This window comes from Brevundimonas sp. Leaf280, assembly GCF_001422455.1.
Lineage (GTDB): Bacteria > Pseudomonadota > Alphaproteobacteria > Caulobacterales > Caulobacteraceae > Brevundimonas.
The window spans coordinates 339,975-352,609 of the sequence record NZ_LMNC01000001.1 but is presented as its reverse complement, the minus strand read 5'-3'; the positions used below and the strand labels follow the sequence as shown (position 1 = coordinate 352,609).

Here is a 12,635-nt window from a genome sequence, read left to right as displayed (position 1 = left end):
CTTGAAACCAAACCCGCCGCCGCACACTCAAGCTTCATGACCCTGCGCAGCCACCTCGTCGAATTCGCCCCGCCCCAGCAGGCGGCGGTGCGGCGGATCAACGCCGTCCTGGCCCGCGCGCCGCGTCTGCGCACCGACGGCTGGCGGATCGATGCGGGCCAGCGGCTGTCGCTGTGGCTGGACGCCGCCGCCGGGCGGGTCACCACGCCGCGCCTCAAAAAGCGCGGCGTCACGGTCGAGATCATCCAGACGGACGGCGACCACCCCGTTCCTTTGCGCATCCTGCATCCGACGGGCACACCGCGTGCCGTCATCCTGGATATCCACGGCGGCGGCTGGGTGCTGGGCAGCGCCGGGCTGAACGACCGGCTGAACGCTCATCTGGCGCACCACGGATTCTGCGTCGTCTCCGTGGATTATCGCCTGCTGTCCGAGCGGCGTCAGATCTATATCGACGCCGCCATCGCCGATTGCCTGGCCGCCGCCTACTGGACCGTGACCAACGTCGATCGACTGGGCGCCTCGACCCTGTTTCTGGCCGGCGAATCCGCCGGCGGGCATTTGGCCGCCCTGACCGCGGTCGCCCTGCGCGACCAGGGGCTGATCGACCTGGTGAAGGGCTGCGTATTCACCTACGGCGTCTTCGACCTGTCGGGTACCGAAAGCGTCCGCTCTGCGGGGCCAGAAACCCTGCTGTTCAACGGCCCGACGATGCAGGCCGATCTGGCCCGCCTGGCGCCGGATCGCGACGAGGCGGCCTTGCGCCAGCCCGACGTCTCGCCGCTGTATGCCGACCTGACCGGCCTGCCGCCCGCCCTGTTCCTCGCCGGCGAGCAGGATCCTCTTTTCGAGGACAGTCTGTTGATGGCCACCCGCTGGGGCGAGGCTTCGGACGCCGACCTGATCCGCGTGCCCGAGACCCCGCACGGCTTCCTGCATTTCGGCGGCCCGGCCGCGCGCGGCGCGCGCAAGGCGATCCGCACCTGGCTGAACGCCCGGCTCTAGCTCGCCTCGATCAGTTCGCGGATCCGACTGCCCAGCGCCTCCATGGCGAAGGGCTTGGTCATGACGTGCATGCCGGGATCCAGGTGCCCGTTGCCGACCACCGCATTCTCGGCATAGCCGGTGATGAACAGCACCTTCAGGTCCGGCCGATCGATCCGCGCCGCATCGGCCATCTGACGCCCGTTCATCCCGCCCGGCAGACCCACATCGGTGACCAGCAGGTCGATCCGCGCCCCCGATTGCAGCAGCTTCAGCCCCGCCACGCCGTCGGACGCCTCGATGCATTGATAGCCCAGCTCATGCAGGATTTCGGCGACCAGCATCCGCACCGTCGGCTCGTCGTCCACGACCATGACCGTCTCGCCGGCCTGGGCGCGCGGGGCCTGCTCGACCTCGGGGATCAGATCGGCGTCGTCCACCTCGCCGAAGTGGCGCGGCAGATACAGGCAGATCATCGCCCCCTCGCCCGCCTCGGAATAGATCCGCACCTGCCCGCCCGACTGGCGCACGAAGCCATAGATCATCGACAGGCCCAGCCCCGTCCCCTCGCCCAGCGGCTTGGTGGTGAAGAAGGGTTCGAACGCGCGCGCCGCCACCTCGGGGGCCATGCCCGTGCCGGTGTCGCTGACGCAGATGGAGACATATTGGCCCGGCTCCAGATCCTGGGCTTTGGCCGTGCGCGCATCGATCCAGCGATTGCCGGTCTCGATCGTCAGACGCCCGCCGCTCGGCATAGCGTCGCGCGCATTGATGCACAGGTTCAGCACCGCGTTTTCCAGCTGGTGCGCGTCGATCAACACGGGCCACAGGCCAGCGCCGGCGACCACCTCGACCTCGATGCCCGGCCCTGTCGTGCGCCGCACCAGATCCTCCATCCCGCGGATCAGGCGGTTGGGATCGGTCGGCTTGGGATCCAGGGTCTGACGCCGCGAGAAGGCCAGCAGCCGGTGCGTCAGGGCCGCCGCGCGTTTCGCCGCCCCCTGTGCCGCCACCGTGAACCGCTCCACCTCGGCATGACGCCCCTGCGCGATCCGGTTGGTGATCAGTTCCAGGCTGCCGCTGATGCCGGCCAGCAGATTGTTGAAGTCGTGGGCGATGCCGCCGGTCAGCTGTCCGACCGCCTCCATCTTCTGGCTCTGACGCAGCGCCTCCTCGGCCTGCATCAGGGCGCTGGTGCGTTCGGCGACCTGTTCTTCCAGCGTCTCATTGAACCGCGCCAGTTCGGCCGACTGGCGGCGCAGGTCCTCGATGTCGGTGTTGGAGCCGACCCAGCGCAGGATCCGCCCCTCTTCGTCATGGACGGGCTCGGCCCGCACCATGAAGGTGCGATAGACGCCGTCGTGGCGGCGGATGCGGAACTCGTTCTCATAGACCTGGCCGCTGGCCAGGGCCTGGACCCATCGCTCGGACGCCCAGTCCAGGTCGTCCGGATGAACGATCTTGCCCCACCCGGTCGTGCCGTCCAACGCGCCCTCTGCAAGGCCGGAGTAGGCATAGACCTGGGGGTTGAACCAATACAGCGACCCGTCCGCCCAACTGGCCCAGATCTGGATTGGCGTGGCCTGGGCGAAGACCCGGAACTGGGCCTCGCTGTCGCGCAGGGCCGCCTCGCTTCGGGCGCGCTCGGTCGCCGTGCGAACCCGTTCGGCCACCTCGCGCATCAGGCGCAGGTCGCTGTCGGTATAGTGACGCGCCGTCGCATGGTTGACGAACACCATCGCCACGACCCGCCCCTGTTCCATCAGCGGCATGTTGACGAACGACCCGGCGCTGATGGCCTTCAGGGCCTCGGCCGTATCAGCCGTGCGCGGATCGAGGGCGACGTCGTCGATCGCCACCGTCTCGCCGCGCTTGATGTCCTCGATATAGGACCCGTAGTCGCGGAACGACAGGACGCCGGCGATGCTGCTCACCCCCGGCTGGTTGAAGTCGCGGGCGATGGTGATGGTCTCGGCGACCGTGTCCACTGTGCCGTATCCGGCCCGGCTCACGCCCATGGTGCGGGCCAGAACCTGGGCGGAGGCCTGGGCGATGTCGCCGGCGTCGGTCAGGTCGCGGATCGCGTCGTTCAGCTCCAGCAGCGCGTTCTGACGCGTCTCGCTCTGTTTGCGCTCGGTGATGTTGTTGAACAGGATGGCGACCTGCCAGGCGCCCGGCTGGCCGATCCGCAGCGCCTGCACGTCATACCAGCGACCGAAGATATCGGCCGGATTCTCGAACCGGACCGGCTCGCCCGTGCGCACCACCCCGCCGTAGAGATCGAACCAGTGCTGCTCCAGCCCCGGCGCGATCTCGCTGACCCATTTGCCGTAAGGGTCGACCAGGCCGGTCATCTCCTCGAAGGCCTTGTTGCCCTCGACGATCCTGTAATCGACGGGCCGGTCGGCCGCGTCGAACTTCATCTCGATGACGCAGAAGCCCGTCGCCATCGCCGCGAACAGGGCGCCGTATCGCGCTTCGCTCAACGCCAGCGCCTGGTCCGCCCGGTGGCGATCCGACACGTCCATCCCCTGGATGAACACGCCCCAAACCCGACCGTCCTCCTTCAGCGGCTGGAAGACGAAATCGACGTAACGGTCCACGATCTCGCCGCCCGGCTCGGCCTGAACGGCGTACAGGGCGCTGTCGGCCCGGTGCACCTCGCCGCTGCGGTAAACTTGGTCCAGCAGATCCAGATAGCCTTGCGCCACCGCATCGGTCAGTACCTCGCCCACCGTGCGCCCGATCACCTCGCGGTGGCCGATCACCTTCTGGTAGTTGGGATTGGTCAGCTCGAACCGGTGTTCCGGCCCCGTGACCAGCGCCATGAACCCCGGCGCATGGGCGAACATCTGGGCCAGCTGGCTGCGATTGATGCCGATAGACAAGGCGTGGTCAGAGCCGGTGTTGGACAACGAATTCCCCCAAGGACTTTTGTCCGTTGATCACAGAACCCAAAGCGCGCCGCACGGTTGCAGCGCAATGTGTCCGACGCCGGACATAGGGCTCTATCGCCGCGTTTCTGTGGACAAGGCAAGACGCTGATCCGCAATCGCGAATTTGATCCGTCCACCGATGTTCACAGGCTTGTCCACCGCCGCCGGGCCAATCGTGCACACTGGGGCGAGTTCGGGCGCTTGCCTCATAGCCGGTTTCGTCCGAACGTCAACAGGCCAAGGGACACGGGGCAGCGGAAATCCAGGGAGACCTGGACCTCCAGCGAACCGGCCCGGCTCTCCGACCCGGCGCTTCGGGCGATCTTCGGATCGTAACGTGCGACAGGCGGGATCCAGGCTCCAGTCTTCGACGGTCTTTGGATCGACGGCAGACAGGAGAACCGGATCGGGATCGACGGACGACGCGGACTAAAATGCCGCGGGACGCCGAAGACCAGGAGCGCGACAGGATACAGCCGACCGCCCTTTCGGGTTCGCCCGAAACGACGCTGACGCCAAGGTCCAGACCCGAACGGCCAAGTCCAACCCGGACTTGGCGAGGGGACGAAGCTGACGGGTCCGCCCGCACGCTTCGTCCCCTCGCTCAATTGGGGCGCCGAAGACATGAAATCACGCTAGACAGCCGCCGCGCCAGATGCACCCATGAAGTGCAGACGGAGACACCCATGCGCGCGATCCTGTTCGGCCTCGGCCTTGCTCTGACGATGACGGCGCCCGGGTGGGCGCAAGCGCCGGTCGTTCGCCATCAAAGTGCGACATCGCCGGAGCAGGTCGTGTTTTTGATCCCCTCGACCGACATCCAATGTGACGGTCAGTCGGTTAAGCCGACCTTTTCCGACGATCTCCGCGTGGAAACTACTGGCCCATCTCGTGCCGACCGAACGTCCGTCTCCCTGTCTTTCAGCGTCGATGACACGGGTCGCACCTTCGACATTCGTGCGCCTCAGACTGCGACGCCCGCCAACAGCCCCATCATCATCCCGACCGGCATAGCCTCAGAGCATGAACAGGCCGCGCTCGCCGCCTGGCGCTTTGATGGTCCTCGTCGCGATTGCATCCTGACCATTCGCTACACGGCCAAGCCTCTAGTCGAGGCGACGACAGGCGATCTGCTGCGCTATTTCGCGGTCACGCGTACGCGCGGTTCCATCCGAGACGCCGTGGCCGCTCGTCTTGCCGGGCCAGACGCCAACTGCGGAGGCGAGCGCAGAGGCGGTCGCGCGCCCCGCGTCGTCAGCTATCCGGACTACAAGATCGGACAGCGTCCACCGCCAGGCGGCCGATCCTGGACGGTCGTTCGCTGGGACGTCGATGCCGATGGGCGCGCCGTCAATGTCGAGACCCTGGGTTCAGCGGGCGATACGGCCTTTGATGCTGAAACGCGACGCGCCGTGTCGGAAACCGTGGTCGAGAGCGGAGCGCCGCTGAAAGGCTGCGTCTTCAACTTCTACCGATACGGCGAAAACCTGCCCGCGCCCGTGATGCAGCAAACCAGCGACGATCCGCTGCAGAACTGCCCCCCCGAAGTCGGTGCGCGCTTCCAGGCGCGCGCGACGCCGGAAACCTACCCTCAGGCCTTTAGGGATCGCGGGATCGAGGGCTGGGCCCGCGTGCGATTCGACTTCGCCACATGGGGTCAAATCGGCAATGTAGGGGTCATCGACGCCCAGCCCGCCTCCGCGTTCGGCGAAAGCGGCGTTCGCGTGGTTCAGACCAGCCGGGCCGACTCCGGGTTCCAGGCGGGCGTTCGCTGTGTAGCGCCCGTCCGCTATGTTCTTTCCCAAAGTCCCGGCGACGGGGCCTCCCCGACATCGGACAGCGCGGCCGACTGACGCTCCGCCTTCCCAAGGCCCCTATCGCCCCGTAAGTCAGGGGCATGAGCTTGTTGGGGAATCGCCTGCTGACCCGTCGCCGTGCGCTGATCGCGGGCGGGGCGGCTGTGGCGGCGGGGGCGATCGGGCTTCGGGCCTGCGGGCGGGCCGAGGCGCCGGTCGACGAACAGGGCCGGGTGCGACTGCGGTTCGCCACCGACTGGCGCGCCCAGGCCGAACAGGGCGGCTTCTATCAGGCGCTCGCCAGCGGGGCCTATGAGAAGCGCGGGCTGAACGTCCAGATCGTCCAGGGCGGCCCCGGCGTGAACGTGCCGCAACTGCTGGCCTCGGGCGCGGTCGAACTGGGCATGGGCTCCAACAGCTTCATCCCCCTGAACCTGGTCGCGTCCGGCGCGCCGGTGAAGGCGGTCGCCGCCTTCTTCCAGAAGGATCCGCAGGTCCTGATGGCCCATCCCGACGAAGCGCTGGAGACCATAGCCGATCTGGCCGGCCGGCCCTTCCTGCTGTCCGAGGCCGGGATCAGCACCTTCTGGGTGTGGCTGAAGGCCAAATACGGCTTTACCGACGAGCAGCTGCGCCCCTTCGCCTATGACCCCGCCGCCTTCATCGCCAATGCGCGGGCGGTGCAGCAGGGCTATCTGACCAGCGATCCCTACGCCATCGAACAGACGGCCGATTTCGACCCGCGCGTCTTTCTGCTGGCCGACGAGGGCTATCCCTCCTACGCCGCCATGGTCCTGGCCCCCAATGCCTTCGCTCGGGACAATGCAACGGCCCTGCGCAGTTTCATCGCCGCCTCGGCGGAAGGGTGGCGCGACTATATCCGGGGCGACGCCACGGCCGCCGACGCCCTGATCCGCAAGGACAACCCGGACATGACCCAAGCGGTGCTGGATCAGGCCCGCGAACGCCTGCGCGACTACGCCATCGTCGATGGCGGCGACGCGGCGCTTTACGGCCTGGGCGCCCTGACCGAGGAACGCTGGCAGGCCTTCTTCGACGTGACCTCGAAAGCGGGGGTTTACGAGTCTGGTCTGAACTGGCGCGACGCCTTCACCGACAACTATCTGCCCGGTCGCGGCTGACACGCGGTCGTTGTCGAATCCTGGCTTCACATTAGCGCGGGATTAAGGGTCCGAGCGCTAGTGTGTGCGCTGGAATTCCTCTCCGGAGAGCCGCCGTGCGCCGCGCCCTCGCAGTTTCGATCGTCCTGACCGCCGTCAATCTGGCGGCCGGCGCCGCCGTGGCGCAACAGGCGCCGACCAACGCCTCCGGTCTGCGCTACCTGTCCTGGCCCGGCAAGCCGGCGGTCGCCGCCCGTGCGACGCCGACGCCCGCCGTCATCCAGGCCGAGGCGCCCGCCCCGACCGTGACCGCCGCCAACCGCACCCTGCCCGGCGCCATCCCCCTGGCCCGCCTGTCGCCCGCGCCTTCGGTCACGACGCCGCGCAGCAACGGCCTGACGCCCGCCAGCGCCTGGATGCCCCAGCGTGCCCCGACGCCGGCCGAGCCCGCGCATAGTGCACCCGTGGAGGCCGCACCCGTAGAAACCGCCCCGGCGCGGGCGACGCGCGTCGCGCCCTCGCCCTATGTTCCGGAACCGCAAGCCTCCGCGCCTCTGCCTCAGCCTGAACCTCAGACACAAGCCGAGCCTGCGCCCGTCCCCCAACAGGCCGCGCAGGCCGAGCCCCAGCCCGCGCCCCAACCGGCTCAGGCGGCCATCGCCGACCCGATGGCACCGCGCCGCGACGCCCCCATCTATCGTCTGCAACGGCCCCAGGCCGGCGCGCCGCTGGACGCCGCCGCCGTCGCCGCCAGCGGTCAAGCCGCCCAGACGCCCGTCGCCGGCGACAACAGCGCCCGCTACTATTCGGTTCACCGCCAGGCCGGCCGCCACCCCGACGCCATCCCTGCGCCGCAGCAGACCTACCTCGACGCCCTGCCCGTCCAGATGGCCCAGACGCCACAGTCCAGCGACTTGGCCCAGCCGGACGGTCCGCCTGCCCTGATCCGCAACGCCAGCGGCTCCTTACGCGCCGTGCCCCAGACTGAAGCCGACAACCTGCCATGAGCGATCGCGCCGTGATCGAACCTGCCGAGATCAAGGGCTCGCGCCTGCCCGAACTCATCGCCCTGGCCGGCGAGGAGTCGAGCGAGAAACGTCGCCTGCTGCTGCGCGAACTGACGGCCCACTTCTTTGGTGCGCCTTCGCCGAACGCCAATGAAACCGCGCTCTACGGCACGGTGTTGGCCAAGTTGTCGGCCGAGATGGAGGTCGCGGTCCGCGCCGAACTGGCCGCCCGTTTCGCCCAGGCTCCCAACGCTCCCCACAGCCTGATCCGCCGTTTCGCCGACGACGAGATCGAGGTCGCCGAACAGGTTCTGCGCGCCTCCACCGTCCTGACCGACGAGGATCTGATCCAGGTCGTGCGCAAGCGCAGCCAGGGCCACCTGCGCGCCGTCTCGGGCCGCGCGACGGTGTCCGAGGCGGTTTCCGACGTCATCGTCGAGCACGGCGACGACGACACTCTGAATACTCTGCTGCGCAACGACGGCGCCCAACTGTCGCGCGCCGCCTCCGAAACCGCCATCGAGCGCGCCAAGGCCAATCCGGCCCTTCACGCCGCCACGGTCGAGCGCCAGAGCCTGCCCGCCGACCTGCTGAACGAGATGTATTTCGTCGTCGAGGCCCGGCTGCGTCACCAGATCCTGGAACAGAACGCGCGCATGGACCCGGCCCTGCTGGAGGCGGCGCTCGCGGCCGGCCGCACCCGCGTCGCCACCGACGACGGCGCCCTGCCCGCCGACTATGCCGAGAACCTGGCCTATATCGACGAGCTTCAGGCCGCCGGCCAGCTGACGCCGCAGACCCTGATCCGCTTCCTGCGCTCCAACGGCCGCACGCCCTTCCTGATCGCCCTGTCCAAGCTGGCCGACATCGACTTCCACACCGCGCGCGGCATCGTCGAGCGCAAGGACCTGGACGCCCTGTCGGTGGTCTGCAAGGCGGCCGACATGGACCGCGCCGTCTATCTGACCTACGCCGTCGCCGTCCTGGGCGCCGAGGACAATCCGATGGGCAAGGCCGCCGCCTATGGCCGCATGTACGGCGAACTGACCCGCGACGCGGCCCTGCGTACCCTGCGCTTCTGGCGCATGCGCCGGACCGCCCAGGCGGCGTAAGCCAGACAGGCCGACGTCTCCCTCCCCCTGCAGGGGAGGGTGGTCGCGCAGCGACCGGGTGAGACCGGCCCGGCACGGGTGCACTCCTTTGACAGACCAGGTCCGTGGGACGTCGTCCGGTTGTCCCCGGCCCCTACCCTGTTTCAGAGCGGCCCAAAGCTTTCCGAAGATTCACGTGCAAACCGGTGGTCAACCTCAGAACATCCTGTGGGCGAGTCTTGGGAGAACGACCATGAGAGACAGGCACGTCGTCGCATCGGCGATTTTGATGTCGTCGCTCGTATGCGGTGCAGCGATCGCACAGACGGCGCCTGCGATCACCAGTCGTGACGTGATTGGCGAATGGTCGCTCAGGATGACGCCCGCCGAGGGCGACGGACGCACGATCACCTTCAAGTCCAAAAACGGCGGCCCACTCGTTCAACCACTCTCGATAACGGCGCGATCAGGCGATCGGCTGAACTGCACAATCGATGCCGAACCAGCCCAGTGCAGGATAAGAAACGGCAGGCTCGTAATCGCGACAGGCGCGAACGGCATGCGGATGACCTTCACACTCACAGATCGAACACGTCAGGGATTCGCCGGGGCGGTCGATCTGAGGGTCCGTCTGCTGCCCATCGGCGGGCCTATCGGCACAGTCGATATGGTGCGTCGCTAGCCGCATCCAGCGCCTCGGCCGCCTGCCCCCGAGCAACGGAAAGGCATCACACAAAGGCCCAAAAGAAAAACGCCCGCCTCCTGATGGAAGCGGGCGTCTCCAGACCGAAAACGGTTCGGCTTATTTCTTCGCGCGGGTTCCGGCGGCGCGGGCGGGCTTGCGGCCGCCCTGGCCCAGGCCCATCGACTTGGCCAGTTCCGAACGCGCCTTGGCGTAGTTCGGGGCGACCATCGGATAGTCTTTAGGCAGACCCCATTTGGCCCGGTATTCTTCGGGGCTCATGTCGTATTTGGTGCGCAGGTGGCGCTTCAACGACTTGAACTTGCGGCCGTCTTCCAGGCAGATCAGGAAATCGGGCGCGATCGACTTGCGGATCGGCACCGCCGGTTCCTTGGGTTCAGGTTCGGCCTCGACCGGACCGTTCGACACACCCGAGAGGGCGGCGTGAATATTGGCGATAAGCGCAGGCAGGGCCTCTGCCGAGACCGAGTTATTGCCGACATAGGCCGACACGATGTCTGCGGTCATCTCCAGCAGTTCGGGCTTATCTTCCATTATCGGCTTCGCTTTCCTGATTTATTGAGTTCGGCTGATTCTCCAACCGAACGACCCCAATAGCGTCATAGGGTTGTTTCGCCGCGAAAGCAAACACGCGTATAAGCGGTGCGATATGCACGTCTATGCATTCGACATTAGTGATCAGACCTATCGACCGAAGTCTTCGGCCAACACCATCATTGCCGCCCGCTCCGGCGCCGAATATTCATCGACGGCGTCATCCTCGCCGTCGCGAATGGCGCGCAACAGCGTGGGCGTCAGGGCCGAGGACAAAGACCAGTTCCAGTAACGCAGCACGGTCTGGGCGCGATCGACGGCCAGCATTTCATAGGTGATCTGCACACGCTCCCAGTCGGGATGGATCTTGCCGTCCGCCGTCGTCTCGGGCCGCCGCATCGAGCGCCACAGATTGGTCAGATCAACGCGCGACATCCCCGTCGCCTTGCACAGGATCGCCAGCGGCTCGCCGCCAGGATCGCCCAGCAGCTTGGCCCCCGTCAGCGGTTTGATCCCCGCCAGGAAGGCGATCTCGGACGCCGTCTCGCGTGTCAGGCCATCGTTGGCGGCGACCATGACGGCGTGTTCCAGGTTGTCGAACGGGCTCTTTTCGATGGCCGCGCGATTGCGCTGGCGGCGCTCGATAAACTGAAGCGCCTTGCGCGCGACAGGATCGGACCAGCTTTCGTCATTGGCGATGGCGAAGACGTCCTCGGACGCCTCCTGCATGACTTCGCGCGACACGGCGAACCGTTGCAGGATGGTGCGGCGATCCTCGGGCGCGCACCACCAGAACATGACATAGGCGCCCGACGGCCTCAGCTCGGGCCGCTTCAGCAGGGGGCTGCAAAGGCTCGGCGACTGGCGGCTCAGGCCCACTACCGTCTCGATGCCCAGCTGCGACAGGCGCGCGGTCGTGTTGCGCAGCACCGCCTCGATCACCTCCATCTCGCCGAAGGAGAACAGGGTCTCGGTCACGATCTCCGACAGGCCCCGTCGCACCGCCAGCAGCATCCGGTGTTCGAAACTGGCGTCGCGCGCACAGCCGACGATGTCCGCGTCGCTCAGCGAGGCGCATTGTTCGATCAGCAGGCCGGCGATGTCCGGATCGTCGCGCAACAGGATGCGCGCCACGCTGTTGGGCAGTTCGGCCAGCGGCGCCAGACGCGCGGCCACGCGCTTGCGCTCATCGTGCGAGGCCAGCCGCAGCATCTCGACCAGCAGGTCGCCCGTCACCGCTCGCTCGAAGGCGTTGATCCGGCTGGCGGGCAGGGACACGACGTCGGCCAGACGCTTCAGCAGCGCCCGGCGCGCACGCAGCGGCGGCGGCGTCGCCTCTTCCCCGATCATGGCTGCCAGATCGCCCATCCCCCCACCTTAGAAGCGAGCGGTTAACCGGGCGTGAGCCGGATCAAAGCCCTTCGAATAACGCCGTCGACAGATAGCGTTCGGCGAAGGACGGGATGATCACCACGATGGTCTTGCCGGCATTCTCCTCGCGCGCGGCGATGCGGAAGGCGGCGGTCAGGGCCGCGCCCGAGCTGATGCCGACCGGGATGCCCTCGACCCGCGCGGCCTTTCTGGCCATGTCGAAACTGTCGTCGTTGGAGACCTGCTCGACCCCGTCCACCACCGACGGATCATAGATGGCGGGCACGAAGCCGGCGCCGATGCCCTGGATCTTGTGCGGGCCGGGCGCGCCGCCCGACAGCACCGGAGAGGCCTCGGGCTCGACGGCGATGAACTGCACCGACGCCTTCTTGGCCTTCAGCGCCTGGCCGACGCCCGAGATGGTGCCGCCGGTGCCGACGCCGGCGACGACGATGTCCACCGCCCCGGCCGTGTCGTTCCAGATTTCCTCGGCCGTCGTGACGCGGTGAATGGCGGGGTTGGCCAGGTTCTCGAACTGCGACGGGCTGATGGAGTTCGGCGTGGTCTCCAGCAGTTCCTGCGCCCGCGCGATCGCGCCCTTCATCCCCTTTTCGGCCGGCGTCAGCTCCAGCCGCGCGCCCAGCAGCGCCAGCATCTTGCGCCGCTCGATCGACATGCTTTCAGGCATGCACAGCGTCAGCTTCAGCCCCTTGGCCGCCGCCACGAAGGCCAGGGCGATGCCGGTGTTGCCGCTGGTCGGCTCGATCAGCACCGTGTCCTGATCGATCTTGCCCGCCTCCTGCAGCGCCTCGACCATGGCCACGCCGATCCGGTCCTTGACCGAGGCGATCGGGTTGAAGAACTCCAGCTTGGCCAGAACCGTCGCCTTCGTATCGTACTCCTCCGTCAGACGCGGCAGACGCACAATGGGGGTGTCGCCAATGGTGTCGACGATCGAGTCATAGACCTTGCCCCGGCCCTTCTTCAGGTGGCGGGACGCGTCATAGCTGAAGTCGGTCATGAAAAAGGTCTCCTCGAATGCTGGCGCACAACAGATAAGGCCTTGCCGGCCCACGCAAGGGGTGACGCGCG

10 protein-coding genes are annotated in these 12,635 nt (G+C 67.3%); 6 read left to right on the top strand and 4 right to left on the bottom strand.

The features are described 5' to 3' along the window. Positions 1 to 36 precede the first annotated feature (36 nt). Positions 37 to 1,005, top strand: coding sequence for an alpha/beta hydrolase (locus ASF31_RS01720; RefSeq protein WP_055753024.1), 969 nt, complete (start codon positions 37 to 39; stop codon positions 1,003 to 1,005). On the opposite strand, the gene ASF31_RS01715 is transcribed toward ASF31_RS01720, so the two are convergent. Continuing rightward, a complete protein-coding gene (locus ASF31_RS01715) occupies positions 1,002 to 3,872 on the bottom strand; it encodes a PAS domain S-box protein (RefSeq protein WP_200918524.1) in 2,871 nt (956 codons plus the stop codon). The two genes, ASF31_RS01720 and ASF31_RS01715, sit on opposite strands and share 4 nt — an antisense overlap. Before the next feature lie 734 nt (positions 3,873 to 4,606). Here ASF31_RS01715 and ASF31_RS01710 point away from each other — a divergent pair. From ASF31_RS01710 to ASF31_RS01690, 5 genes are all read left to right on the top strand, one after another. Beyond that, complete coding sequence (locus tag ASF31_RS01710) at positions 4,607 to 5,773, top strand: energy transducer TonB (RefSeq protein WP_055753023.1); 1,167 nt, start codon at positions 4,607 to 4,609, stop codon at positions 5,771 to 5,773. Between the two features lie 44 nt (positions 5,774 to 5,817). Further along, entirely contained in the window at positions 5,818 to 6,858 is a 1,041-nt protein-coding gene (locus tag ASF31_RS01705; RefSeq protein ID WP_055753022.1) for an ABC transporter substrate-binding protein, read from the top strand. A gap of 95 nt (positions 6,859 to 6,953) precedes the next feature. Next, on the top strand, positions 6,954 to 7,844 hold the full coding sequence (locus tag ASF31_RS01700) for a hypothetical protein (RefSeq protein ID WP_055753021.1): 891 nt from the start codon (positions 6,954 to 6,956) through the stop codon (positions 7,842 to 7,844). After that, positions 7,841 to 8,956, top strand: coding sequence for a DUF2336 domain-containing protein (locus ASF31_RS01695; protein ID WP_055753020.1), 1,116 nt, complete (start codon positions 7,841 to 7,843; stop codon positions 8,954 to 8,956). Before ASF31_RS01700 ends, ASF31_RS01695 begins: the two co-directional genes overlap by 4 nt. 232 nt (positions 8,957 to 9,188) lie before the next feature. Continuing rightward, positions 9,189 to 9,617 carry a hypothetical protein gene (locus ASF31_RS01690; protein ID WP_055753019.1) on the top strand — a complete coding sequence of 143 codons (429 nt, stop codon included), beginning with the start codon at positions 9,189 to 9,191 and terminating at the stop codon, positions 9,615 to 9,617. A 120-nt stretch (positions 9,618 to 9,737) separates the two neighbouring features. Here ASF31_RS01690 and ASF31_RS01685 read toward each other — a convergent pair whose 3' ends face one another. The 3 genes from ASF31_RS01685 to cysK form a co-directional block, all read right to left on the bottom strand. Then, on the bottom strand, positions 9,738 to 10,172 hold the full coding sequence (locus tag ASF31_RS01685) for a MucR family transcriptional regulator (protein WP_055753018.1): 435 nt from the start codon (positions 10,170 to 10,172) through the stop codon (positions 9,738 to 9,740). Positions 10,173 to 10,322: 150 nt separating this feature from the next. Then, complete coding sequence (locus tag ASF31_RS01680; protein ID WP_055753017.1) at positions 10,323 to 11,540, bottom strand: DUF2336 domain-containing protein; 1,218 nt, start codon at positions 11,538 to 11,540, stop codon at positions 10,323 to 10,325. Between the two features lie 43 nt (positions 11,541 to 11,583). After that, positions 11,584 to 12,564: a cysteine synthase A gene (gene cysK / locus ASF31_RS01675; RefSeq protein WP_055753016.1), complete on the bottom strand. Its 981-nt coding sequence runs from the start codon at positions 12,562 to 12,564 to the stop codon at positions 11,584 to 11,586. Positions 12,565 to 12,635 lie beyond the last annotated feature (71 nt).